This window comes from Rhizobium sp. P28RR-XV (assembly GCF_012641385.1).
Classification (GTDB): domain Bacteria; phylum Pseudomonadota; class Alphaproteobacteria; order Rhizobiales; family Rhizobiaceae; genus Rhizobium.
In genome coordinates, this window is the sequence record NZ_JABAIG010000011.1 from 29934 (window position 1) to 53442 (window position 23509).

At 60.7% G+C, this 23509-nt stretch carries 23 protein-coding genes; 7 read left to right on the plus strand and 16 right to left on the minus strand.

Going from position 1 to position 23509, the window contains the following annotated elements:
• Positions 1–12 precede the first annotated feature (12 nt).
• On the minus strand, positions 13–396 hold the full coding sequence (locus tag HGP12_RS23030; RefSeq protein ID WP_168841140.1) for a YciI family protein: 384 nt from the start codon (positions 394–396) through the stop codon (positions 13–15).
• Positions 397–689: 293 nt separating this feature from the next.
• Here HGP12_RS23030 and HGP12_RS23035 point away from each other — a divergent pair, with 293 nt between their 5' ends.
• A complete protein-coding gene (locus tag HGP12_RS23035; protein WP_168841141.1) occupies positions 690–1085 on the plus strand; it encodes a VOC family protein in 396 nt (131 codons plus the stop codon).
• A 60-nt stretch (positions 1086–1145) separates the two neighbouring features.
• Here the strand turns inward: HGP12_RS23035 and HGP12_RS23040 are convergent, their stop codons facing one another.
• Positions 1146–1538 carry a PRC-barrel domain-containing protein gene (locus HGP12_RS23040; protein ID WP_168841142.1) on the minus strand — a complete coding sequence of 131 codons (393 nt, stop codon included), beginning with the start codon at positions 1536–1538 and terminating at the stop codon, positions 1146–1148.
• A gap of 348 nt (positions 1539–1886) precedes the next feature.
• On the opposite strand from HGP12_RS23040, the gene HGP12_RS23045 reads away from it, so the two are divergent.
• Together HGP12_RS23045 and pgi are read left to right on the plus strand one after the other, a co-directional pair.
• On the plus strand, positions 1887–3584 hold the full coding sequence (locus HGP12_RS23045; protein ID WP_168841143.1) for a long-chain fatty acid--CoA ligase: 1698 nt from the start codon (positions 1887–1889) through the stop codon (positions 3582–3584).
• 173 nt (positions 3585–3757) lie between these two features.
• Positions 3758–5383: a glucose-6-phosphate isomerase gene (pgi, locus tag HGP12_RS23050; protein ID WP_168841144.1), complete on the plus strand. Its 1626-nt coding sequence runs from the start codon at positions 3758–3760 to the stop codon at positions 5381–5383.
• Positions 5384–5514: 131 nt separating this feature from the next.
• On the opposite strand, the gene HGP12_RS23055 is transcribed toward pgi, so the two are convergent.
• The 3 genes from HGP12_RS23055 to HGP12_RS23065 form a co-directional block, all read right to left on the minus strand.
• Complete coding sequence (locus tag HGP12_RS23055; RefSeq protein ID WP_168841145.1) at positions 5515–6441, minus strand: carbohydrate kinase; 927 nt, start codon at positions 6439–6441, stop codon at positions 5515–5517.
• 77 nt (positions 6442–6518) lie between these two features.
• Positions 6519–7217, minus strand: a complete 699-nt coding sequence (locus HGP12_RS23060; protein WP_168841146.1) for an orotate phosphoribosyltransferase — start codon at positions 7215–7217, stop codon at positions 6519–6521.
• A gap of 125 nt (positions 7218–7342) precedes the next feature.
• The gene (locus tag HGP12_RS23065; RefSeq protein ID WP_168841147.1) at positions 7343–7993 is read right to left on the minus strand and encodes a TetR/AcrR family transcriptional regulator; all 651 of its coding nucleotides are present in this window, start codon (positions 7991–7993) and stop codon (positions 7343–7345) included.
• Positions 7994–8092: 99 nt separating this feature from the next.
• Between HGP12_RS23065 and HGP12_RS23070 the strand changes: the two genes are divergently transcribed.
• Together HGP12_RS23070 and HGP12_RS23075 are read left to right on the plus strand one after the other, a co-directional pair.
• Entirely contained in the window at positions 8093–8917 is an 825-nt protein-coding gene (locus HGP12_RS23070) for an SDR family oxidoreductase (protein WP_168841148.1), read from the plus strand.
• Between the two features lie 2 nt (positions 8918–8919).
• Positions 8920–9399 (plus strand): DUF1772 domain-containing protein, encoded by a 480-nt coding sequence (locus tag HGP12_RS23075; RefSeq protein ID WP_168841149.1) that lies wholly within the window; start codon positions 8920–8922, stop codon positions 9397–9399.
• A gap of 40 nt (positions 9400–9439) precedes the next feature.
• Here the strand turns inward: HGP12_RS23075 and HGP12_RS23080 are convergent, their stop codons facing one another.
• From HGP12_RS23080 to HGP12_RS23105, 6 genes are all read right to left on the minus strand, one after another.
• On the minus strand, positions 9440–10591 hold the full coding sequence (locus HGP12_RS23080) for a GGDEF domain-containing protein (RefSeq protein ID WP_168841429.1): 1152 nt from the start codon (positions 10589–10591) through the stop codon (positions 9440–9442).
• 198 nt (positions 10592–10789) lie between these two features.
• Entirely contained in the window at positions 10790–11830 is a 1041-nt protein-coding gene (gene pyrC, locus HGP12_RS23085; protein WP_168841150.1) for a dihydroorotase, read from the minus strand.
• A gap of 252 nt (positions 11831–12082) precedes the next feature.
• Positions 12083–12715 (minus strand): nucleoside triphosphate hydrolase, encoded by a 633-nt coding sequence (locus HGP12_RS23090; RefSeq protein ID WP_168841151.1) that lies wholly within the window; start codon positions 12713–12715, stop codon positions 12083–12085.
• Positions 12712–13521, minus strand: a complete 810-nt coding sequence (locus HGP12_RS23095) for an ATP-binding cassette domain-containing protein (RefSeq protein WP_205926598.1) — start codon at positions 13519–13521, stop codon at positions 12712–12714. The genes HGP12_RS23090 and HGP12_RS23095 overlap by 4 nt, the downstream gene beginning before the upstream one ends.
• Complete coding sequence (locus tag HGP12_RS23100; RefSeq protein WP_168841152.1) at positions 13497–14561, minus strand: ABC transporter permease; 1065 nt, start codon at positions 14559–14561, stop codon at positions 13497–13499. The genes HGP12_RS23095 and HGP12_RS23100 overlap by 25 nt, the downstream gene beginning before the upstream one ends.
• 176 nt (positions 14562–14737) lie before the next feature.
• On the minus strand, positions 14738–15763 hold the full coding sequence (locus HGP12_RS23105) for a sugar ABC transporter substrate-binding protein (protein ID WP_168841153.1): 1026 nt from the start codon (positions 15761–15763) through the stop codon (positions 14738–14740).
• A gap of 246 nt (positions 15764–16009) precedes the next feature.
• Here HGP12_RS23105 and HGP12_RS23110 point away from each other — a divergent pair, with 246 nt between their 5' ends.
• Entirely contained in the window at positions 16010–17257 is a 1248-nt protein-coding gene (locus HGP12_RS23110) for an ROK family transcriptional regulator (protein WP_168841154.1), read from the plus strand.
• On the plus strand, positions 17241–17675 hold the full coding sequence (locus HGP12_RS23115; RefSeq protein WP_168841155.1) for an RbsD/FucU family protein: 435 nt from the start codon (positions 17241–17243) through the stop codon (positions 17673–17675). The genes HGP12_RS23110 and HGP12_RS23115 overlap by 17 nt, the downstream gene beginning before the upstream one ends.
• Positions 17676–17869: 194 nt before the next feature.
• On the opposite strand, the gene HGP12_RS23120 is transcribed toward HGP12_RS23115, so the two are convergent.
• From HGP12_RS23120 to HGP12_RS23140, 5 genes are all read right to left on the minus strand, one after another.
• Positions 17870–18907 (minus strand): 4-hydroxyproline epimerase, encoded by a 1038-nt coding sequence (locus HGP12_RS23120; RefSeq protein ID WP_168841156.1) that lies wholly within the window; start codon positions 18905–18907, stop codon positions 17870–17872.
• Between the two features lie 14 nt (positions 18908–18921).
• Positions 18922–19632: an SDR family oxidoreductase gene (locus HGP12_RS23125; RefSeq protein WP_168879629.1), complete on the minus strand. Its 711-nt coding sequence runs from the start codon at positions 19630–19632 to the stop codon at positions 18922–18924.
• 234 nt (positions 19633–19866) lie between these two features.
• On the minus strand, positions 19867–21171 hold the full coding sequence (locus HGP12_RS23130; protein WP_205926599.1) for an alpha/beta hydrolase: 1305 nt from the start codon (positions 21169–21171) through the stop codon (positions 19867–19869).
• Between the two features lie 547 nt (positions 21172–21718).
• Positions 21719–22600 carry an aldo/keto reductase gene (locus HGP12_RS23135; protein ID WP_168841159.1) on the minus strand — a complete coding sequence of 294 codons (882 nt, stop codon included), beginning with the start codon at positions 22598–22600 and terminating at the stop codon, positions 21719–21721.
• A gap of 243 nt (positions 22601–22843) precedes the next feature.
• Positions 22844–23497 (minus strand): TetR family transcriptional regulator, encoded by a 654-nt coding sequence (locus tag HGP12_RS23140; RefSeq protein ID WP_168841160.1) that lies wholly within the window; start codon positions 23495–23497, stop codon positions 22844–22846.
• Between the last annotated feature and the right edge of the window lie 12 nt (positions 23498–23509).

The window sequence follows — 23509 nt, forward strand, 5'->3', positions numbered from 1 at the left end:
CATATGTTTTCATCAACTGCCTTCGCCGGAAGGCAAAGGCGCGCCGGGCAGGTAAAGCGCGACCGGCCTGATTTCATAGACGGCGGTCGGATTGGCGCGGCGCAGTTCGCGCGCGGCTTCGACCGCCGCATCGAGCATCGGAAAATCGACGACGTAGAAGCCGAGCAATTGTTCCTTGGTTTCAGCAAACGGGCCGTCGATGACCAGCCCCGCGCCCGGCCCGCGCAATGTGACGGCGTTCTGGGTCGAGCCGAGCCGCGCAGCCGGCCCCAGCGACTTTTGCGCAACCATGCGATCGTTGATTTCAAGCAGCTCGGTCATCAATGCAGCATCCTCCTCCTTGCTCCAGGATTCGACGATACCTTCCTCGTGATAGGCCAGAATGGCGTAGTACATGGATTTCCCCCTCAATCGTATGCCTCAGCGCGCGGGAGTTAAGCAGACCGATCGCCATGCGAAAACCCCGGATCTGCACCGAGGCGCAGCGATGGTGCATTTCCGCATACTTGCCTTCCCCGGTTGCCGGTGGCATTGGCTCCTAGAGCCGGATGATTTTAGGTCGAATCGATCTAAAATCTGAATCCGCTCTAGGATCAAAGAAGTAGAGCGTGATGTCGTCCAAAAACCGCCTACACTTTTCGGCATCACGCTCTAGTAGTGACATGCCCTGACGATCGATGGAGGCACCGATGGCCAAGATGATTCATTCGATGATCCGCGTGCTCGACGAAGCGCGCTCGATCGAATTCTACGACAAGGCTTTCGGCCTGAAGATCGCCGACCGCATCGCCTTCGAGACCTTCACGCTGATCTATCTCAGCAATGACGAAACAGGCTTCGAGCTGGAATTGACAATCAACCAGGGTCGTACCGCGCCCTATCCGTTGGGGGAGGCTTACGGCCATCTCGCGGTCTCGGTCGTGGAGCTGAAAGACGAGCATGCGCGCATGACCGCGCTGGGGTTGAACCCCGGCAACATCGTCGAACTCAATCGGGATGGGAAACTCTTTGCGCTCTTTTTCTTCGTTACCGACCCTGACGGCTACAAGATCGAAGTGGTGCAAAGGCATGGGCGGTTTCAATAGAACCACGCATATCGACACCCCGCGTCGGCGGGGCTTGCCGAACTGGCTTCATCGGCACGCTCACATCCAATAGGGCGGCACGCCAAAATAATCGTGGCTCTTGTGGCCATGATTCTTAGGGTCGTGATCATCCTTGGCGGCGAAACGGCACGCCTTTTCGATGTCGTTCTTGGTCATGCTGACGCGATAGCCGTCGATGCGGGCATCGTAGCGCAGCTTCTCCCACGGCAGCCGGTAGTGTTCCTGGCCGATGCCGAAGAAGCCGCCGAAGCTCAAAATGACGAAAGCGATGCGTCCATCACTTTTCTCGAGCATCAGGCGTTCAATATGACCAATCTGCTTGCCATCCGAACCGAATACCCTGGATCCCTCGACCCGATCGCAGGCGACCAGCATCGACATGTCCTTGATGTAAAGGTCACGGCCCGAGATTTCGGCACTCTCTTTATGCATATGCGCACCTCCTTTTGGATACGCGTCACATAAAATCGTGGAGCGTCCGATCTGCTCTTTGGGGCAGCACGATGCTCCGATGGGTTTAAACCCACGGGCCTATTAACGCTCCGTTATTGCAAAAGTTCCAGTCCTTTTTTCAAAACTATAAAAAAACGTGAGCGCAGAACGTTTGTTGACGTTTACGTCAAGGTTATTGTAGCTTCGTGATGCTCGATGATTTAGTTGAGAGCAAAGGCTGCGACGATGTGAAAAGCGGGAGACTTTTCGATCGCGCAGTGACACTTTACATAACCGCCGTCCCAGGACGGCGGGGCGTGGTGATGATGCGTAAAGGAGGAAGTGCGCATGAATTCAGTCTCCGCTCCTTCGGATAGACCGCAGGTCAAGAAAATATGGCTCGCGTCTTATCCGGACAACGTACCGGCGGAGTTGCCGCCGTTGGAGCATGCATCACTCGTCGATCTGCTGGAGAAAAGCTGCGCGCGGTACGCCGACCGCCTCGCCTTTACCAGCATGGGCAAATCCATCACCTATCGCGATCTCGACACGCAAACGCGCAAGATAGCCGCATGGCTGCAGAGCCTCGGCCTTCAGAAGGGCGACCGCGTCGCCGTCATGATGCCGAACGTGTTGCAGAACACGGTCACCACCTACGGCATCCTTCGCGCCGGCCTCGTCGTCGTCAACGTCAATCCGCTCTACACGCCGCGTGAACTTGAGCATCAGCTGCGCGACTGCGGCGCCAAGGCGATCTTCGTTCTGGAGAATTTCGCCCATACGGTGGAGCAGGTGCTGGCGCATACGGATGTGCGCCATGTCGTCGTCACAGCGCTCGGCGACATGCTCGGCGTCAAGGGCCACGTCGTCAACTTCATCGTCCGCAAGGTGAAAAAGCTCGTGCCTGCATGGTCCATCCCCGGCCACCGCAGCTTCAAGGGGGTGATCTCCGAGGGCGCACGCCTGCCTTTGAAGCCGGCCACGCTCACCGGCAGCGACATCGCCTTCCTGCAATATACCGGTGGCACGACCGGCGTTGCCAAGGGCGCGATCCTGACGCACTCCAATCTGCTCGCCAACCAGCTGCAATTGCTGCTCTGGCTGCAATCCGCCTACATCAACAAGCCGCGCCCCGAGCAGTTGACCTTCGTCTGCGCGCTGCCGCTCTATCACATCTTCGCGCTGACGGTGAATTCGCTGATGGGCGTGTCGCTCGGCGGCCATAACGTCCTGATCGCCAATCCGCGCGACATACCGGCCTTCATTAAGGAGCTGGGCAAATACAAGTTCGACATGTTCCCCGGCCTGAACACGCTGTTCAATGCGCTGATGAACAATCCCGAGTTCACCAAGCTCGATCTGTCCAACACCGCAACGCTTGCCGGCGGCATGGCGGTGCAGCGACCGGTCGCCGAGCGCTGGCAGAAGATGACCGGAGCCTGGATCACCGAAGGCTACGGCCTTTCCGAGACATCGCCGGTCGCAAGCGCCAATCGTTTCGACAGCCCGGAATTCAGCGGCACGATCGGCCTGCCGATAACAGGCACCGATTTCGACATTCGCGACGAGAACGGCAATTCGCTGCCGCTCGGTGAGGTCGGCGAGATCTGTATCCGCGGGCCGCAGGTGATGGCCGGCTACTGGAAGCAGCCGGCCGAAACCGCACGCGTGATGACATTGGACGGTTTTTTCCGCAGCGGCGATATGGGCTTCATGGACGAGCGCGGCTTCACCAAGATCGTCGACCGCAAGAAGGACATGATCCTGGTATCGGGCTTCAACGTCTATCCGAACGAGATAGAGGAAGTGGCCGCCATGCACCCGGGCGTTCTGGAGGCCGCTGCAATCGGCGTGCCCGATCCGCATTCCGGCGAGGCGGTGAAACTCTTCATCGTCAAGAAGGATCAGGCGCTGACGGAGGCCGACGTTAAGGCTCATTGCGCAGCCAACCTGACCAATTACAAGCGCCCGCGCTTCATCGAATTCCGCTCGGAACTGCCGAAATCGAACGTCGGCAAGATCCTGCGTAAGGAGTTGCGCGGCTGACATAATTCCGTGTCATTCAGGAAGCCGCTCGCCCTATTTCGCGAGCGGCTTTTTTCGTTTTGGATGATACGTGAACTTGATTTACGCCCTACATAGGGAATAGTTTCCGCGACCAACTCAGAGTGCCCTGCCCTCTTCGGACGGCAAGCGGCGCGAACCGCAAGGAGTCTCCCATGAACGCCCTCGTCGATCAACTGAAGAGCGCCGCATCGGCAACGAAGGCCACCGATATCCGTGCCGCCTTTGCCGCCGATCCCAAGCGCTTTTCCCGCTTCAGCGCTTCGGTCGACGACCTGCTGATGGATTATTCCAAGACGGCGGTGAACGACGAAATTCTCGCCCTGCTCGAGAAACTCGCAGCCGAGGGTGGCATCGCGGCCAAGCGCGAGGAAATGTTCTCGGGCGTCGCCATCAACTTCACCGAAGACCGTGCCGTGCTGCACACCGCGCTGCGCAACCGCTCCAACAAACCCGTACTCGTCGACGGCAAGGATGTCATGCCCGACGTCAACGGCGTTCTGGCCGCCATGGGCAAGTTTGCCGACGGCATCCGCTCCGGCGCGCTGAAGGGCTCCACGGGCAAGGCAATCACCGACGTCATCAATATCGGCATCGGCGGCTCCGACCTCGGCCCGGTCATGGCGACGCTGGCGCTGGCCCCCTTTCATGACGGCCCGCGCTCGCACTTCGTCTCCAACATCGACGGCGCCCATATCGCCGATATTCTGAAGCTCGTTTCGCCTGACACGACGCTCTTCATCGTCGCATCCAAGACCTTCACGACGATCGAAACGATGACCAACGCCCAGACGGCGCGCAAGTTCATCGCCGACGCGCTCGGCGAAGCCGCCGTGCAGCATCACTTTGCCGCCGTTTCGACGGCGCTCGACAAGGTCGCCGCCTTCGGCATCGACAGCGAGCGCGTCTTCGGCTTCTGGGATTGGGTCGGCGGCCGCTACTCGATCTGGTCGGCCATCGGCCTGCCGCTGATGGTCGCCATCGGCCCGGAAAACTTCGGCAAGTTCCTCAATGGCGCGCATGCGATGGACAACCATTTCCGCCAGGCGCCCTTCAAGGAAAACCTGCCGATGCTGCTCGGCCTCATCGGCTTTTATCATCGCAACGTGCTCGGCTACCCGACCCGCGCGATCCTGCCCTATGACCAGCGCCTGTCGCGTTTCCCGGCCTATCTGCAGCAGCTCGACATGGAATCGAACGGCAAGGGCGTCACCATCGACGGCGCGCCGGTCGAAGGCAATTCCGGCCCGGTCGTCTGGGGCGAGCCCGGCACCAACGGCCAGCACGCCTTCTACCAGCTCATCCACCAGGGCACGAGCGTCATCCCGGCCGAGTTCATGATCGCCGCCAACGGCTTCGAGCCGAACCTGCGCCACCAGCATCAGCTGCTGATGGCCAATTGCCTGGCGCAGTCGGAAGCGCTAATGAAAGGCCGCACCTTCGAAGAGGCTAAAGCTCAGCTCACCGTTAAGGGCATGGACGACAAAAAGGCCGATTTCATCGCGCCGCACCGCGTCTTCACCGGCAATCGCCCGTCGATCACCTTCGTCTACGACAAGCTGACGCCCTATGCGCTCGGCCGCCTGATCGCCCTCTACGAGCACCGCGTCTTCGTCGAAGGCGTGCTCTTCCGCATCAACTCCTTCGACCAGTGGGGCGTCGAGCTCGGCAAGGAATTGGCAACGGGCCTGCTGCCTGTGATCGAAGGCAAGGAAAGCGCCGCCGGTCACGATTCCTCGACCCAAGGGCTGGTGGCTGCCCTGGCAAGCCGCGCGAAGTAAAAGTCTCTTCGACAAAAACAAGATGGCCCCGCCTGTTGCGTCAGGCGGGGCTTTTTTCGGTGATGGGCTATATGCGAAAGTGCGGCAAACGCAAAGGTTATCTCGCCCGCCAAGGTGCGCGATAGGACCTCTTAAAGCCCAATCTCATGCGCCCAAGGCGGATTGGCGCCAGCGCGCGAGACGGTGACGGCCGCAGCCTTGGCGCCCAAGGCCAGTGCATCCCGCAAGGCCTTCTCGTCGAGTGAAGCTACCTGCGTCTTGGTCAGCAGGTTGTTCATCTTCAGCGACGCCAGAATGCCGGCGTCGAAGGTGTCGCCGGCGCCGACCGTGTCGACGACCGTGACGCGCTCGCTCGGAACAGAGACCTTCAGCGACTTGGTATAGCCGGTTGCGCCTTCCGCACCCTTGGTAACGACGACGAGCTTTGCGCCCTGGCCGAGCCAATGGGCAGCGAGCTCATCGTGATTGCCAGGAATCCCGAACCATTCCAGATCCTCATCGGAGAATTTCAGGATATCGGACATGGCGACCATGCGGTTGAGACGCGCCATATGCGCGGCCTTGTTCTTGATGAAACCCGGACGAATGTTCGGATCAAGCGAGATCACGCGGCCCTGGTGCTCGCGCTTCATCAGCGCCTCATAGGTCGCGCCGCAAGGGTCGGGGATCAGGCTGATCGCACCGAAATGCAGGGCTTCGCAATCGTCGCCGAGCGCCGGAAGGTCGGCCTCGGTGATCATGCGGCCGGCCGTGCCTTCATCATAAAAAGCATAGGTCGCCTGGCCGTTGACGAGCTTGACGAAGGCGATCGTGCTCGGACGCGGCGTAATCGCGCAATAGCTGAAATCGACCTTGGAGGCCGACAGCGTCTCACGCAGGATATCGCCCATCATGTCATCGGCGAGACCGGTGAAGAAGCCCGTGGGAACGCCGAGACGGCCGAGTGCTATCGCGGTGTTGAAGATCGCACCGCCGGCATAGGGGGCAAAGCCCTTTTCGCCCTGCGTCGTCTCCCGCGGCAGCATGTCGATCAAAGCTTCGCCACAGCACAATATCATTCCGGCCTCCCAAAGAGCGCGTCTGTCTTATCCAGTCTCATAAATCGATTAGATAAATTCACGGCAAAAGCAAAGCGTCAGTTTGTGAGCAGCTCCGAAATGCCGCCATTCCGTCCGGACCAGGCGAGCGGTGCATTGAGAAAGGCCTCGACTTCCGCGAGCGTCTTGTCATCAAACAGCTTCTGTTCCTTGGCGACAGCGAGCACATCGCGCCAGGTGGCGATATGGTGCAGGCGGACCCTTCCATTGGCAAAACGTTCTTCCGCCTCGGGGAAGATGCCGTAATAGAACAGCGCCATGCCATGGTCGACGATGCCGCTAGCCGCGCGGATGGCATCGATGAAGGTAAACATGCTGCCGCCGGCCGTGGTCAGATCCTCGATGACAAGCACGCGGGCGCCGTCGCGCATATCGCCTTCGATCTGGGCGTTGCGGCCATGCCCCTTCGGCTGCTTGCGGACATAGATCATCGGCAGGTTCAGCCGCTCCGCCAGGAAGGCGGCGAAGGGAATGCCCGCCGTCTCGCCCCCGGCAACGCAATCGAACTGCTCGAAGCCCGCATTGCGCACGATGATGCTTGCGGCGAAATCCATGACGGTCGAGCGGATGCGCGGATAGGAGATCAGCTTGCGGCAGTCGATATAGACCGGGCTCGCCATGCCGGAGGCAAGCTTATAGGGTTTGTCGGCGCTGAAATGGACCGCCTTGATCTCCCAAAGCATCCTGGCCACCAACTCAGCCATGATGGCGCGATCGGTAAAAGTCATCTGGGTCATGCGGGGCCTCCTTCGCAGCGCTAATGTTCCAGCGGCAATAGCAGCAAGCGGCCCGAGTTTCCAGACGAATAGGAGCTTTTGCAGGTATCGTCGGACCTGCCGCGGACAAAGGCGGCTCTGCCGGGTTACCGGACGAGCCCAAGATCGGCCGGGAGCATCGCCTTGAACAGCGCGATGACCTTGTCGCCCTCTTCCCGTTCGATCGAAATCGCGTAGCGGACGGCAGCTGCGACCAGCTGCATGGTCAATCGGGCGATCCTTGCAAGTTCGGAATGATCGCGCTCCGGCCACAGACGTTCGAGCACGGTGAGAAAAGCCTGCGAATGCCATTCCATGTCCTCGGCATCGACCTGCTGCAGCAGCTTGTCGGCATGGGTGGCGTGCCAGATGTCACGCATGACGGGTTCATCGAGAAACATCGCGTAGTAGCCATCGACGATGCGGCTAAGGGCGGCCTGGAGCTGATCCGCACTCTTTATCGCCAGCAGCTCGTCCTCGACGCATTGCCGGCCCTGCTCGTTGAAACGTTCGGCCAGCACGCGGATGATCGCCGTTTTGTCCGGGAAATATTGATAGAGCGAGCCGAAGGAGACGCCGGCCTTTTCGACGATCTCGCCCATGCGCAGGGCATCGCTACCGTTCTTTGCAATCAGCTCGGATGCCACCGAAAGGATCAGCTCCACCCGTTCACGGCCGCGCTGCTGACTGGGTATGCGACGCGGCGTGCCCGCCTCGTCCTTGCTGCGCCTGCGCCTCGCGATCTGTTCCTGCGTCATGTCTTTCCCTGCCTGTCACCGTTGACAAGCAATATAAGAGAGTTTATCACATTCTGCAAATGAGAGAATTTATCACATTTTACACTGGAGGAGCTTAAAATGCAGATCTCCACAATTGCCATCATCGGCGGATTGGGAAAAACCGGCGGCCGGGTCGCTGAGCGGCTGAAGGAGCGCGGCATCACGGTCCGCGCCGCCTCCCGCTCGACAACACCGAACTTCGATTGGCAGGATCGCGCTACGTGGCATCAGGCGCTGGAAGGCGCTTCCGCCGCCTATGTCACGTTCCAGCCGGACCTTTCGGTCGACTGGGCAGCGGAGGCCATCGCCGGCTTCGCGAAAGCGGCGATCGAAGCGGGCGTGCGGCACATCGTGCTGCTCTCCGGGCGCGGCGAGGATGGCGCGGTTCGCAGCGAGGAAAATCTCAAGGCCGCCGGCGTCGACTACACCGTGCTACGCGCCAGCTGGTTCAACCAGAATTTCAGCGAAGGCGCTTTCGTCGACGGGCTTCTTCAGGGCAAGCTCGCCCTGCCGGCCGGCGATGTGCCGGAGCCTTTCGTCGATGCCGACGATATCGCCGACGCGGCCATCGCGTGTCTCATCGATCCTCGTCACCGCAACCGGACCTACGAACTGACCGGACCTCGCGCCCTGACCTTTCGTCAGGCGGTTTCCGAAATCGCGGCGGCCTCCGGCGGGATCATTGGGTATGAAACCGTTCCGATCGAGGCCTTCATCGCCGAGATGACCGCTTACGGCCTGCCGCAAGAGACGACCGATCTCCTGCACGAGCTTTTCACGCAGGTCCTTGATGGCCGCAATTCGCCTGTGATGGACGGCGTCAACCGGATCCTCGGCAGGCAGCCGAAAGATTTTTCCGATTATGCTCGTCAAACCGCCGCAACCGGCATCTGGAGTGTCTAGTCATGACCTTTCCGATCACCAATATCGCCCTCATCGTCGCAGCACTCAGCAGCGGCCTTCTCGCCGGCGTCTACTTTGCCTTCTCGACCTTCATCATGCAGGCCTTCGCTCGCCTTCCCATCGATCAGGGGATCGTTGCCATGCAATCGATCAACACGACGATCGTGCGCTCGCCCTTCATCGTGCTGTTCCTGCTGACGGCCGCTCTGTCGCTCTTCATCGCGGTGATGGCAATTCTCTACTGGCGGGGCAGCATCAGCATGCTGATGCTGGCGGGTGCAGCACTCTATATCCTCGCAAGCTTTCTTTCGACGATGGTGTTCAATGTGCCGCTGAACGACGCCCTCGACAAGGTCGACGGCCATTCCGCGGAGTCCGCACAGCTATGGTCAACCTATCTCAGCGACTGGGTCTGGTGGAACCATGTACGCACGGTGGCTTCCCTATTGGCCGCCTGCGCCTTCGTCAAAGCCCTGTTCTGAACGCATCGAAAGAGCAGCTGCAGCCCCTGAAGATGACCGGTTAGACGGCATGCAGATAGGCCGCAACCTCGACACGGTTGCGGCCGTTTCGCTTGGCCTCGTAGAGCGCCTTGTCGGCGGCGCGAAGCACATCGTCAAAGCCCAAGCCCTTGACTGTGCCGGTGGCAACGCCAGCGCTGACGGTGCAGACCAAAGTCTTGTCTTCGATGCTGACCGCCCTCGCCGCAAAGGCATCACGCACCCGCTCGGCAACCTGCTCCGCGCGACCCGGCAGCGCATTGTCGAGGACGAGCGCAAATTCCTCGCCACCAAGGCGTGCTACCGTGTCGGAAGGCCGCAAACCGAAGGCAAGCTCCTGGCCGAAAAGCTTGAGCACGAGGTCGCCGGTGGCGTGGCCGTGCTGATCGTTGATCGTCTTGAAGCGGTCGATGTCGAAGATGATGACAGCCATGGATGGGCCGAAGCTGCGGCGACCGTAGAGATCGAACAAGGCCCGGCGGTTCAGCAGCCCTGTCAGGGAATCGGTGATCGCCTCCTGGCGATGGAATGCAGCCTGGCGCCACTGGTGCAGCGCAAGCGACAATGCGCCGATCCCCGTCATTCCGGCAATGCAGACGGCAAGGCTGACATCTTCAGCCCAATTGTCCGGAGCATGGCCGAGCACAAGCTTGCCATCGGCGATCAGCACAGCCGCGCAGAGCGCAAAGGAAATGGCGGTCAGCGTGTAAAGCGCGGTGATGCCGTAGAGAGGTGTGGGCGCTTCACGCCGGCTCAACCAATATTCACGCGCCGTCAGAAGCAAAAGCACGCTGATGACGATATTGTCGGCGATGAAAGCCAGCCCATCGTAGCCGGCGAGCATAGGTCCCATCGAAGCGCCGATGCCGGTCAGGCAGCCCAGAGCGAAGCGAGCTTTGGAGAGGCGGCGCGTGCGGAACTGGTGGCCCGCCATCCAGATGGTCGCAAAGCCGATGAAAAACAGCACGAAAGTCAGGTTGGCAAAAATCGGCCGCGGCTGGTCGACATAGGCGCCGTAAATGAAAATACCACCCACGATGGGCACCAGGCCGGCAGAACATGTCAGCAGAAAGGTATCGGGCCGGCGAGAAAACCAGCTTCCCACCAATGTGACCGCGAGACAGGACGCGGAAACGCCAAGGGCGAGAAGGAGAGAGTTATAATCGACCAGCATCATGCTCTTTCAACGGTTTCGTTTCTACCGCGGGGGATCGATGACACGCTAGACTTCAAGGGGTATCAAATTGGTTACGGCAAATAATAAAGAATATATATATCAGTAAAATATACGTTCCATATTGCGGCAAATACGGACGCATTACTACAACATTACGTGTAAATTTGAATTTACCTATATAATCTGCATCTAAATTCAGCCCTCAACGTCCCAGTGCAAAGGGAACATAGGATCGAAAACGGTGACCAGACCGGCACCCGTTTCGATCTTGGCCGGGAACGTCACGGCATCTGGGCAACGCACCAGGGTAATGCTGTCCTCGTTGACCGGCAGCCCATACCATGCGGGTCCGTTCAGCGATGCGAAGGCCTCAAGCTTGTCCAGCGCGCCTTCCTGCTCGAAGACATGGGCAAGGCAGCTCATGGTATTGATCGAGGTATAGATGCCAGCGCAGCCACAGGCGCATTCCTTGAGCGGATCGACATGGGGAGCCGAATCCGTGCCTAGGAAGAACCTGCTGTCGCCGCTCGTTGCGGCTGCACGTAGCGCCAGACGATGGCTCTCGCGTTTGGCGACCGGCAGGCAGTAATAATGCGGGCGAATGCCGCCGACGAGGATGGCATTGCGGTTGATGATCAGGTGATGCGTCGTGATCGAGCCGGCGAGATTTGCTTTTGCCGATTTGATGTAGTTGACGCCGTCCGACGTCGTCACATGCTCCATCGTGACCTTCAGTTCCGGCAGACGCTTGCGCAGCGGATCGAGCACGGTTTCGATGAACACCGCCTCGCGATCAAAGATATCCACCTCGGGCGTCGTCACTTCGCCATGGACGCAGAGCGGCAGGCCGATCTTCGCCATGCGCTCCAGCACCGGCATCGCCTTGTTGAGATCGCGCACGCCGCCGTGGGAGTTGGTCGTCGCGCCCGCCGGATAGAGCTTGACGGCCGTGATCAGGCCGGTGTTCTTGCCGTCCTCGACATCGTCGGGGCTGGTGTGCTCGGTGAGGTAGAGCGTCATCAGCGGCTGGAAGCGATCGCCGGCCGGCAGCGCTTTAAGGATGCGCTCGCGATAGGCGGTCGCATCTGCCGTCGTCACGACGGGCGGCACCAGATTGGGCATGATAATGGCGCGGGCGAAATGCCTGGAGGTATCGCCGATCACGCCTTCGAGCATGGCTCCGTCACGCAAATGCAGATGCCAGTCGTCAGGACGGCGGATGGTGAGCTTTTGCATGGCGCGACCTCTGGAAACGTGAGCGCGATCTTGCCCGAAAGCTGCCTCGGCCTTTTCGGGATCGTGCTTTTTGACAGAGCGTGATGCCGAAAAGTGTAGGCGGTTTTCGGCATCACGCTCTACTTCTTTGATTCTAGAGCGGATTCAGATTTTAGGTCGAGCAGACCTAAAATCATCCGGCTCTAGTGCGCTTCGATAGCACCAACCGCCATGGCAAAACAATCCGCGAGCGCAGTTAAATGACAGAGAAGCTCAGTCCTGGACGATATCGATGGTAACGTCGGCGCGGCGGCGGTTTTCCAAAATCAGCCGGCCATTCGGCAGATCGTTGCCGTAGACCTTGGCACTGGCCGCCTCTTCGTCGAGATCGTAGCCCTTCCAACGTGCCCACAGCCGCTCCTCCAGCACCTCCATGGGTGGGGCGAGCATGATCGAATAGTCGAACAAGCCTTCCAGCTCCGCCCATTTGCCCTGGCTGAACAGCAGGTAGTTTCCTTCGACGACGATGAAGCGATAATCGGCCGAGACGATGCGTGCCGAGGCGATCGCAATCTCTCGCGAACGGTCGAAGACCGGCACGAGAACCTCTTGATCGGCGGCGCGCACCGCCTTGACGATATCGAGGAAGGCGCGCACGTCAAAGCTTTCCGGCACGCCCTTCCGCTTCAGAAGTCCCTTCTCGATCAGCACGGCATTGTCCATGTGGAAGCCGTCCATCGGCAGGACTTCGGCGCTTTCACCCCTGGCTTTCAGGGCCTTGGCGACATTGTCGGCCAATGTGGATTTGCCGGCGCCCGGAGGGCCGGCGATCGCCACAAGGAAGCGTTTCGCGTTGCCGGCGCGCGCGATGATCTCGCCGGCAACATCGTCAAGAGAGACGCTCATGCAGCGACATTCTCAACCGGCGGAGCCTTGGCGCCGGTCATGAAGGCGACGGCGTCGGACATGGTGTATTCCTTCGGATTGATGACGGTCAGCCGTCGTCCAAGGCGATGGATATGAATGCGGTCGGCAACCTCGAAGACGTGCGGCATGTTGTGCGAGATCAACACGATCGGCAAGCCGCGCGCACGCACATCGAGGATGAGCTCCAGAACCTTGCGGCTTTCCTTGACGCCGAGGGCTGCCGTCGGCTCGTCCATGATGACGACCTTGGAGCCGAAGGCGGCGGCACGCGCCACGGCGACGCCCTGGCGCTGGCCGCCGGAGAGCGTTTCCACGGCCTGGTTGATGTTCTGGATCGTCATCAGGCCAAGCTCGGTGAGCTTGTCGCGGGCACGCTTTTCCATTGCCGGCCGGTCGAGCATGCGGAACACGGAGCCGAGGACGCCGGGCTTGCGGATCTCGCGACCGAGGAACATGTTGTCGGCGATCGAAAGCGCCGGCGACAGTGCCAGGTTCTGGTAAACCGTTTCGATGCCAGCGTCGCGCGCTTCCATCGGCGACCTGAAATGAACAGGTTTGCCTTCCAGCTTGATCTCGCCTTCATCGGGTGTCACCGCGCCGGAAATCACCTTGATCAGCGAGGATTTTCCGGCGCCGTTGTCGCCGATGACAGCAAGGATTTCGCCGGGATAGAGATCGAAATCGGCGTTGTCGAGCGCGGTCACGCGTCCATAGCGCTTGACGAGGCCACGCGCGGTGAGAAGGGGTTCGCCAGTCGTGGTCATGCCGATACCTTTCTGATCCATTGATCGATCGCGACGGCGCCGATGATCAGCACGCCGGTCAGGAGGACCTTCCACTGCGGATCGGCTCCGAGCATATTGAGGCCCATGGAGACGACGCCAACGATCATGGCGCCGAAGAGCGTGCCGAGGATCGAGCCACGGCCGCCGAAGAGCGAGATGCCGCCGATCACGGTCGCGGTAATCGCCTGAAGATTAAAGTCCGTCACGGCCGAAGACGGTGAGACCGAGCCATTGCGGCCGATCGAAACCCAGGCGGCAAAGGCCGCGATCAGTCCCGAAACGCCATAGACGGCAAGCAGTACCTTCTTGGTCTGGATGCCCGACAATTTCGCCGCTTCCGGATCATCGCCGACAGCATAGACATGCCGGCCCCAGGCGGTGTGATTGAGAATATACCATAGGCCCAACACCAGCAGCACCATGGCGATGACGCCGAGGGTCAGCACCGCGCCGCCAAGCCGGAAGCTGACCGCGAAGAGATGCAGGAGCGGCGCCTTTTCATCGACATCGGTGTCGCGGATGGTTTCATTGGCGGAATAGATGAAATTCGTCGCCATGACGATATTCCAGGTGCCGAGCGTCACGATGAACGGCGGCAGCTTCATGTTGGCGACGAGGAAGCCGTTGAGCAACCCGCAGACGCCGCCCGCGGCCATGCCGGCGACAATGGCGACTGGCGCTGGCAGGCCGTAAGTGACGGCGACATTGCCCATGACGACGGAGGAAATGACCATGATCACGCCGATCGACAGATCGATGCCGGCGGTCAGGATGACCAGCGTCTGGGCAGCACCGAGAATGCCGACGATCGCGATCTGCTGCAGGATCAGCGTCAGCGTATAGGCGGAAAAGAACCGCCCGCCGATCGCGATGCCAAAGATTACGATCGCCATCACCAATACGATCAACGGCACGGCGGCCGGCGTCGAATGCAGAAAGTGCTGCACGCGCTTGAGAAAAGAGGCATCGTGCTGCTCGAACGACGCGACGTTCTTGTCGCTACCGTCGAGAACACGTTCGAATTCCTGTGCTCCGGACATATTATTCCTCCGCCACCGCGCTCATGCGCGGAAACCGCCGGCTGTTAGGGGCCAGCCGAGGGGATGAACCCCGGCCGACGTGACTGTTGCTATTGTCTGCTCCCTTATGAGAAGAGCCGCGCCAGCAGGCGCATGACGCGGCTCCCAAAGGGATTATATCACATTTCGTGCGGGGCTTAGCCCCAGCACTTTGCCGTACCTTCCTTGGTGTCGATCGACTTCAGGCCGGAAACCGGCTTGTCCGTCACCAGCGAGACGCCGGTGTCGAAGAAGGACTTGCCTTCGGTCGGCTTCGGCTTCTCGCCGCTATCGGCGAACTTCTTGATCGCCTCGACGCCGAGGGCAGCCATCATCAGCGGATACTGCTGTGACGTAGCGCCGATCACGCCTTCCTTGACCGACTTGACGCCCGGGCAACCGCCGTCAACGGACACGATCAGAACCTGCTTTTCCAAGCCGACGGCCTTCAGGGCCTGATAGGCGCCGACAGCGGCCGGTTCGTTGATCGTATGGATGACGTTGATGCTGGAATCCTTCTGCAGGAGGTTTTCCATGGCCTTGCGGCCACCTTCCTCGTTGCCGTTGGTGACATCATGGCCGACGATGCGTGCATCGGTTTCGTCGCCGATCTTGTTCGGATCCTTCGGGTCGATGCCGAAGCCGATCATGAAGCCCTGGTCGCGCAGCACGTCGACGGAAGGCTGCGACGGCGTCAGGTCGAGGAAGCCGATCTTGGCGTCCTTGGCCTTGGCGCCCAGCGTCTTGTTGGCCCATTCGCCGATCAGCTTGCCGGCAAGGAGGTTGTCGGTGGCGAAAGTCGCGTCGGCAGCGTCAGCCGGTTCCAGAGGCGTGTCGAGCGCAATGACCAGCAGGCCGGCATCGCGTGCCTTTTTGACCGAGGAAACGATGCCCTTCGTGTCGGAAGCGGTGATCAGAATACCCTTGGCGCCGCTGGCGATGCAGCTTTCGATGGCGGCAACCTGGCTTTCGCTGTCACCGTCGATCTTGCCGGCATAGGACTTCAGCGTCACACCGAGTTCCTTGGCCTTGGCGGTCGCGCCTTCCTTCATCTTGACGAAGAAGGGATTGGTATCGGTCTTGGTGATGAGGCAGGCGGATACGCCGGCAGCCTTGGCGGGTGCGGCGAAGGCAACACCGATCGCAAGAGCGGCGAGCGCGGCGGAAATAACAGATTTCTTCATTCAATCCTCCCGATGTTTGAAAGGCCGGACTGTCCGGCAATCACGGAGCGGAGCCCGGCGTGGAGATGCGCAATGCCTGTCGGATTATTTTCGGTGGACCTCCTCCAAGGCCATATACGCATCCTCAACGCTCATATCTGAGCCTAAAGATTTCAGCCTGTCAATAAATAAATCGGATTGAATTATTAATTCGATGTGGCATTCTGGAAAAAAATAAGGCATGGCCATGATGGAAGGAGCAGGCTCATGTCTCTCGTGCACGACCCTGAGGAAACACCCACAGCACCGGCGATTCTCGACCCCAGCGGGGGCGCGAACCAGCTCGGCGTGCGCGCCCATAACGAACGGCTCGTCCTGTCGCTCGTGCGTCGTCATAGCGCGCTTTCGAAGGCCGATATCGCCAGGCGCAGCGGGCTTTCGGCACAGACCGTTTCCGTCATCATGCGGGAGCTGGAAAAGGATGGGCTGCTGTCTCGCGACGCACCCGTTCGCGGGCGCGTCGGACAGCCATCCACTCCCATGCGCCTCAACCCTGACGCGGTGCTCTCCTTCGGCGTCAAGATCGGCCGGCGCAGCGCCGATCTCGTGCTGATGGATTTCGTCGGCAGCATCAGGATGCAGGTTCATCAAACCTATCCCTACCCCCTGCCGCAGGACATCATCGCCTTCGTCACGGCCGGCGTTCGGGAGCTGGAGGGGCGCCTCAACGAGGACCAGCGGCGGAAAATCGCAGGGATCGGCGTCGCCGCGCCGTTCGAATTGTGGAACTGGGCCGAACAGGTCGGATCGCCGCCCGGGGCTATGGACGCATGGCGCGGCTTCGACCTGCGGGCCGAAATCGCTTCGCGCGCGCCCTACCCCGTGATGCTGCAGAACGATGCCACCAGCGCCTGCGGCGCCGAACTCGTCTTTGGCGTCGGCCCACGCTATCCGGATTTCGTCTATTTCTTCATCGGTTCCTTTCTCGGCGGCGGCATCGTTCTCAATTCATCGACCTTCGTCGGCCGGACCGGCACGGCCGGCGCGCTCGGCCCGCTGCCCGTGCGCGGCCGCAATGGCGAGAACCGCCAGCTTCTGGAAATCGCCTCAATCTTCGTGCTCGAGAACCTTCTGCGCGATCATGGCTTCGACCCGCGCCCCCTCTGGTATTCGGCGGACAATTGGATCGACTTCGGCGAGCCGCTGGAAATCTGGATCCAGGATACGGCCAAGGCCTTGGCGCAGGCGATCGTCGCGGCCGCCTCGGTCATCGATTTCAGCGCCGCCGTCATCGACGGCGGTTTCCCCGATTGGGTGCGGGAACGCGTCGTGCGCGCGACCATCAGGGCGGCGGCCGAGCTCGATCTGCAGGGTGTCGTCATGCCGGAGATCATCGAGGGGGCCGTCGGGCCGCAGGCACGCGCCATCGGCGCCGCCAGCCTGCCGATCTTCGCGCGCTACCTGATCGACCAGAACGTTCTTTTCAAGGAGATTGAGCATGCTGAAGGGCATTGACCCGCTGTTGAGCCCAGAGCTGCTGGCGACGCTGCGCGCCATGGGCCATGGCGACGAAATCGCCCTTGTCGATGGCAACTATCCCGGCCTTGAGCATGGGCGCCGCCTCATCCGTCTCGACGGCCACGGCGTCATCCCCGTGCTCGATGCCGTGCTGAGCGTGCTGCCGATCGACGATTTCGTACCGCAGGCGATTTTCCGCGCGACCGTCCGTCAGGACCGCGACGCCGTCGATCCCGTCCATGCCGAAATGATTGAGTGCTGCGCCCGGCATGTGCCCGAGATCAAGGTCGTGCCGCTGCTGCCGGCGGAATTCTATGAGCGGGTGCAGCAGGCACATGCGCTGATACAGACCAGCGAGCCGCGGCTCTATGGGAATATCATTCTGCGCAAGGGTGTGATTTATCCGAAGGGGTAGGAAAGTGCCCCTCATCCGGCCTGCCGGCCACCTTCTCCCCGCAAGCGGGGCGAAGGGGATGGACGCACCTACAGCCTCCCTTCCAGCAATTTACTTAGACGAGCATGCGGAACTAATCCCCTCTCCCCGCATGCGGGGAGAGGGTTAGGGTGAGGGGCAAAACTCTCCATACGACGGGAGTCGATTGCCCTCTCTCAAATCTCCCCCGCAGAAGGCCCCCAGACATCCGTCATGGCAAAACCTTCCGCCATGGGATCGAAGGGATCGAGCGCCACCTGGCTCATACCGAAGGTGAAGCCGCGGCCGGTGATCGTCGGGATGATCGCCGGCTTGCCGGCGACCTCGGTCACCGCCTGCAGGCCGACTTCGAACTCCGAACCGATGATCGAGCGGGACTTGAAGACATCGCCGACCTTGGCCTTGCCACGTGCATATAGCGTCGCCAGATTGGCGGAATTGCCGGTGCCGCAAGGCGAGCGGTCGGCGCGGCCGGGCCACATGGTCGTGCAGGTGCGGATGGCGCCATCGGCATCGATGTCGCGGAACATCACATAGGCCACGCCCGAAATTGCAGAAATTTCCGGGTGAACCACGGTCATCGCCCGATTGATCGCATCCTTGATAATCATGCCGGCCTGAACCAAGGCAGCGGCATTCGCCTTTTCGATCGTCAAGCCGATCTGGCCGACATCGACAAGCCCATAGAAGATGCCGCCATAGCAGAGATCGAGCTTGATCCTGCCCCATTGCGGCGTATCGAGCTCGACATCCAGCTCGTGGACGAAGGACGGCACCATGGTCAGCCGCACCTTCTCGCAGCGGCCGTCGCGGCAGGTCGCCGTGGCGCGGACGAGACCAGCCGCCGTATCGAGCGTGACGACCGTCTCCGGTTCCTTCATCTCGACGATGCCGGATTCGAGCAGTGCCGTGGTCACGCAGATGGAATTCGAACCGGAGCTCGCATGCGCCTGATCAGGCTGCAGAATGATGAAGCCGGCATCGGCCTCCGGATGCTTGGCCGGCAGCAGCAGGTTGACGGAACCGATCGGCGCGCCGCGCGGCTCCAGCACGAGGAAGCGGCGCAACTCCTGGCCCTTCGGATCGGTATTCAGACAATGCAGCTGTTCGGCTATGCTGTTGCCCGGGATCTTCGGCACACCGCCAATGGCAACCTTGCCGATTTCCCCTTCGCAGTGAACATCCAGCAGCTGGATCGTGCGCTTCCATCTCATCTCATATGCTCCAATCAGACGTGTCGCGTAATGCCGCCATCGACGCGGATATTCTGGCCGGTAATGTAGCCGGCGCCATCCGACAGCAGGAACGCCGCCGTCTTGGCGATTTCGCTCATGAGGCCGATGCGCTTCATCGGCACCTTCTCGGCGGTTTCCGGCTTGTGGTTCAGGCTGTCGATATAGCCGGGCAGGATGCAGTTCATGCGGATATTGTCGGCCGCATAGCGATCGGAATAGAGCTTGGTGAAGGCGCCAGCCGCGGCGCGATAGGTGCAGGAGACCGGGAAGACCAGCGACGGCTCGTAGGCGGCAAAGGTGGTGATGTTGACGAAGGCGCCCTTGCCCTGCTTCAGCATGACCGGCGTCACCAGCCTTGCCATGCGCACGAGCGACAGGATCATCATATCGGAGCCAAGCGTCCAGCTTTCGTCCGAGATATCGAGCAGATCGCCCTTCGGCGGATGGCCGGTATGGTTGACTACGGCGTCGATACGGCCATAGCTCTTCATCGTCAGATCGAAGATTGCCTGGATATCCTCGGCCTTTTCCGCCACACCGCGCGAGGCGACGCCGCCGAGTTCGGCCGCCAGCGTCTCGCAGCTCTCCGACGGCGACATCAGCGCCAGACGATAGCCATTGGCGGCAAGCTCCCGGGCGATCGCTTCACCCATGCCGCGGCCACCGCCGGTGATCAATGCAACAGGCTTTTCGATATCGGACATTAGTTTCCTCCTGATAGCGGTTGATGCGGAACGGCGCGATGTCGACCGTGGATATCATGACAGCCATCATATCGGCCGCCGGCCGGGCTGTCGCCGCCCATGTCTGAAGCCACTCACGAATATGCCATGCGTCAGCCGACGCGCCTCTCTGATATATCAGATCGAGCAAGGTAGCTACGGCGTTTTCAGGCGCGAGGAAGATCGCGGCGCGCTTTTGATCGCGTAATGGCAGCGCTATTGCTTCAATGCTTCGCCGACATTGCTGCCGGTCGCCTCGACGCTATCGCCGAGGGAGCCGACGGTATTGCCGGCGGAAGCGCCGACGCGGCGCAGCTGCTCTCCATAGTTCTGGCGGGTGCGCGGATCGAAGATGGCAATCGGGGCGCTGACGGCAGCGCCCGCCACACTGCCGACCGTTTGCGCAGCCCCCATGGCGACGGCGCCGACCGCATCGCCGATACCGACATCGGAATCGGTGATCGTCTGACCCTCGATCAGCCGCGCTCCGATGAGCTTCACCACTTCGGGGCTTTCGGCGAACTTGCCATGGTTCAGTCCATCGCCGGTCTTGAGCTTGGTGAGATCGAGGACGGTGATGCCCTGCTTTTCCAGCTCGCTGCGATAGGGTTCGGTCGTGGGATCGATCTGGCCGAGGCGATCGATATTGCCGGAAATGCGCCTTGAGAGGGAAAGAGCGCGGTCGTCCCGCGAGACGAACAGCGTGAAATGCGGCTTGTCCTTGCCGAGTGCTGCAAACTGTCGGCCGAAGACATCGACGTCGAGATCGGGCGATGCCAGGATGACGTTCTTGATCTTCGGCGCGACGCGGCCATTGCGGATCGCCATCTGCCGGAGAGATTCGACCGCGAGCCAACTGCCCATGGAATGCGCCATGACCGTGATGTCGCCGACGGAGGGATCGGCCGCGATGCGGCGCAGCAGCTCCTCCAGCGAATCGCGGGAATAGTTGGTGCTTTCCTTGTCATAGGCATAATCGAAGATGCTGGCGCGTGACGGCCAGGTGAATACGATCGGGGCGACCTCGGCATGCGAATCGTGAACGATCTGCGCGAAGCGATAGACCGCGTCCTCATAGCGGTTGTTGAAACCATGCACGAAGATCAGCACGCGCTTGTTCTTCGGCAGCTCCGCATGCACCCAGGCGCGCCCCTCTGTTTCGCCCGCCAGCGATTTGACGCCGATGGTGACGAAATTCTTCAAGGGATTGCCGGGCAAGCGGCTCGGCCACTGAACCTGGCCGACCTTGCGATTGGCCTCGGGCGGGATTGAGACGCTGACGGCATCCACCTTCAGCCCAGGCCCGCGTTCGCCCGAAAAAAGAATTGACGGATCCTGGTCCGGCAGACGTGTCGTGGCGACGAGGAGATCGACCTTCGATGTGCCCGGCACGTTGTCGGAAACAGGCTGCATGACGCCAATCGGACGGCCGCAAGCCGCCAGGGACAAGGTTACAACCATGGCCGCAGCTCGGAAAAACGCCCTTCCCCATCGGTGCGAACCCGCCGCGCGCTGCATCATGCAACCTTTCCTTACCCTCAAGAATGTTGCGCCACTCTACGCATGCATGTCCACGGCGCAAGCGACTCCAGTGGTTCTTTGGCTCATGACGCAACGCTAATTCGCGACGGCATTGCAAAGGCGCAACGCAATCGTCCGATACCGCAAGTCGATAATCCGGGCTGAAAATAAAAAAAGAGCCCGATGCGGGAGGAGGATGCATCGGGCTCTTGATCCGGATTGGCAACTGGGAGGAGGAGTGTTGCCAATCATTGAAGGAGCGCTGGGAGGAGGAGATGCGCTGCCTTCGAGGGATTAGATATAACGAGAGAGCAGGGATGAACAGATCGGCTTTCGCAATGCAGCAATGCGCTGAATGCATTGCTTTCTTCGCAGATGCCGGAAATACCGCATAGCGCCGGCATTTTTGGGGGAGAAGCGCCTATTTTGCAGTCGTTATTTACCCAAATCCCGGGATTCACATGATTGTGATCGTCGTTTTTGCATTGGAAGCCCCCGCTGATATCCGGCCGGTGAGCAATCTCCCACCGGCCGGGTGACTTTCGCCTCAAGCCGCCTTGAACGCCTTCTTGCCTTCGGCGTCCAGCGCGGCAAACTCCTCTTCGGAAAGAACGATATCGACCGCCGCGGTGTTTTCCTCGAGGTGCCTGACCTTGCCCGTTCCGGGGATCGGCAGCATTACCGGGCTGCGCTTCAACACCCAGGCAAGTGCGATCTGGCTCGGGGCCGCATTGTGCTTCTTTGCGATGGTGTCGAGCAGCGAGCCTTCCTTGGCAAGATCGCCGGCGGCAAGCGGGAACCACGGAATGAAGCCGATGCCGTGGTTTTCGCAATAGTCGAGCACGTCCTCGCTGGTGCGGTCGACCAGATTGTAGCGGTTCTGCACCGTCACTACCTTGAAATGCTTCGATGCGGCCTCGATGTCGGCAACGGAGACCTCGCTCAGGCCGGCATGACGGATGATGCCGTCATCCAGCAGCGACTTCACCGCGTCGAATTGCTCGGCCGCCGGCACCTTGGGGTCGATGCGATGCAACTGCCAGAGATCGATACGCTCGACGCCGAGATTGCGCAGGCTTTTGTGCGCCTGCTGGATCAGATATTCGGGACGCCCCAAGGGCACCCATACGTTCGGACCGGTTCGGGTGAGCCCGCCTTTGGTCGCGACGACGAGACCGTGGCCGTAAGGGTGGAGCGCCTCCTTGATCAGACGTTCGGAAACGTCCGGGCCATAGGAGTCGGCCGTATCGATGAAATTGATGCCGAGTTCCGGCAGGCGCCTCAGCGTGCGGACGGCTTCGTCATGGTCTTCGGGCTCGCCCCAGATACCGGCACCGGTGATGCGCATGGCACCGAAACCGAGACGATGAACGGGGAGGTCACCGCCGATCTTGAACTGACCGGACTTGGCTGCATCGAATGCTGACATGATTATAGTCCCTTTTGCTGGTCTGAAATGTGCTTTGCGTTTCGGCATCCGGGGAAGAGCCGAGATTTGCCGCGCAAATCGAATTTTTCGCGAGGGAGAGAACAGGCGCCGCGACCGATACTACATGGGTCTGCATCACGACTTATGCAATGTGCGGCAGCGAGATGAACCCATACTCCGGAGCGTCCGCGCTGTATTCACGATCGCCCGGGGTCGGCACCGGCTAACCCGCTCGGATCGAGATTACTTCGTGCGCGTGCGGGTCCCAGCCTGCCCGCCGAGATCGGCAAGCGCTGCCCAAAGCTCGTCGAACATGCTCTGGGCGAATTCTTCCAGCGAAACTGGCTGCCGAGCCGTGCTCCAACGCTCACCGCCGATACGCAGCATGGTGACGACCGCCGCTGCGAGAATGCTCAAGCGGAAACGCTCTTCCTCACTGCCACGCCCGCGGGCCTGCAGGGCATCCGCGAGCTTTCTTTCCAGCTTGACGTATTTCAGCTGATCACGCGCGCGGAGCGTCGGGGTATCGCTGATCAGGGCCACCAGCGCGAGGCGCTGAGGATCCGCCGTGGCGGCGCGAAGGGCAGAATGGATAGCCGCCTCGACGACCTCGAAAAGGGAGGCATCCGGCGGCTGGGCAGCCACCGCATCGATCAGCTCGCCGGAGAAGCTATCCTGCCAAGCGGTGACCACATCCTCCTTGCTGGGAAAATAATCGAAGAAGCTGCGCTTGGAGACGTCGGCGGCTTCGGTGATGTCCTCGATTGTAGTGGCATCGAAGCCACGCTCGAGAAAGAGCTTCAGGGCGACGGATTCGATGCGTTCGCGGGTCTGACGGCGCTTGCGCTCGCGCCGACCTTCCTTCACCGCGATACCGACACCCGGCTTCTCTGCCATCCACTGCCCCCG

Excerpts from the sequence above, each read along its gene's own strand:
- HGP12_RS23030 (WP_168841140.1), bottom strand. The coding sequence starts at position 396 with ATGTACTACGCCATTCTGGCCTATCACGAGGAAGGTATCGTCGAATCC.
- HGP12_RS23035 (WP_168841141.1), top strand. The coding sequence starts at position 690 with ATGGCCAAGATGATTCATTCGATGATCCGCGTGCTCGACGAAGCGCGC.
- HGP12_RS23040 (WP_168841142.1), bottom strand. The coding sequence starts at position 1,538 with ATGCATAAAGAGAGTGCCGAAATCTCGGGCCGTGACCTTTACATCAAG.
- HGP12_RS23045 (WP_168841143.1), top strand. The coding sequence starts at position 1,887 with ATGAATTCAGTCTCCGCTCCTTCGGATAGACCGCAGGTCAAGAAAATA.
- pgi (WP_168841144.1), top strand. The coding sequence starts at position 3,758 with ATGAACGCCCTCGTCGATCAACTGAAGAGCGCCGCATCGGCAACGAAG.
- HGP12_RS23055 (WP_168841145.1), bottom strand. The coding sequence starts at position 6,441 with ATGATATTGTGCTGTGGCGAAGCTTTGATCGACATGCTGCCGCGGGAG.
- HGP12_RS23060 (WP_168841146.1), bottom strand. The coding sequence starts at position 7,217 with ATGACCCAGATGACTTTTACCGATCGCGCCATCATGGCTGAGTTGGTG.
- HGP12_RS23065 (WP_168841147.1), bottom strand. The coding sequence starts at position 7,993 with ATGACGCAGGAACAGATCGCGAGGCGCAGGCGCAGCAAGGACGAGGCG.
- HGP12_RS23070 (WP_168841148.1), top strand. The coding sequence starts at position 8,093 with ATGCAGATCTCCACAATTGCCATCATCGGCGGATTGGGAAAAACCGGC.
- HGP12_RS23075 (WP_168841149.1), top strand. The coding sequence starts at position 8,920 with ATGACCTTTCCGATCACCAATATCGCCCTCATCGTCGCAGCACTCAGC.
- HGP12_RS23080 (WP_168841429.1), bottom strand. The coding sequence starts at position 10,591 with ATGCTGGTCGATTATAACTCTCTCCTTCTCGCCCTTGGCGTTTCCGCG.
- pyrC (WP_168841150.1), bottom strand. The coding sequence starts at position 11,830 with ATGCAAAAGCTCACCATCCGCCGTCCTGACGACTGGCATCTGCATTTG.
- HGP12_RS23090 (WP_168841151.1), bottom strand. The coding sequence starts at position 12,715 with ATGAGCGTCTCTCTTGACGATGTTGCCGGCGAGATCATCGCGCGCGCC.
- HGP12_RS23095 (WP_205926598.1), bottom strand. The coding sequence starts at position 13,521 with ATGGATCAGAAAGGTATCGGCATGACCACGACTGGCGAACCCCTTCTC.
- HGP12_RS23100 (WP_168841152.1), bottom strand. The coding sequence starts at position 14,561 with ATGTCCGGAGCACAGGAATTCGAACGTGTTCTCGACGGTAGCGACAAG.
- HGP12_RS23105 (WP_168841153.1), bottom strand. The coding sequence starts at position 15,763 with ATGAAGAAATCTGTTATTTCCGCCGCGCTCGCCGCTCTTGCGATCGGT.
- HGP12_RS23110 (WP_168841154.1), top strand. The coding sequence starts at position 16,010 with ATGTCTCTCGTGCACGACCCTGAGGAAACACCCACAGCACCGGCGATT.
- HGP12_RS23115 (WP_168841155.1), top strand. The coding sequence starts at position 17,241 with ATGCTGAAGGGCATTGACCCGCTGTTGAGCCCAGAGCTGCTGGCGACG.
- HGP12_RS23120 (WP_168841156.1), bottom strand. The coding sequence starts at position 18,907 with ATGAGATGGAAGCGCACGATCCAGCTGCTGGATGTTCACTGCGAAGGG.
- HGP12_RS23125 (WP_168879629.1), bottom strand. The coding sequence starts at position 19,632 with ATGTCCGATATCGAAAAGCCTGTTGCATTGATCACCGGCGGTGGCCGC.
- HGP12_RS23130 (WP_205926599.1), bottom strand. The coding sequence starts at position 21,171 with ATGATGCAGCGCGCGGCGGGTTCGCACCGATGGGGAAGGGCGTTTTTC.
- HGP12_RS23135 (WP_168841159.1), bottom strand. The coding sequence starts at position 22,600 with ATGTCAGCATTCGATGCAGCCAAGTCCGGTCAGTTCAAGATCGGCGGT.
- HGP12_RS23140 (WP_168841160.1), bottom strand. The coding sequence starts at position 23,497 with ATGGCAGAGAAGCCGGGTGTCGGTATCGCGGTGAAGGAAGGTCGGCGC.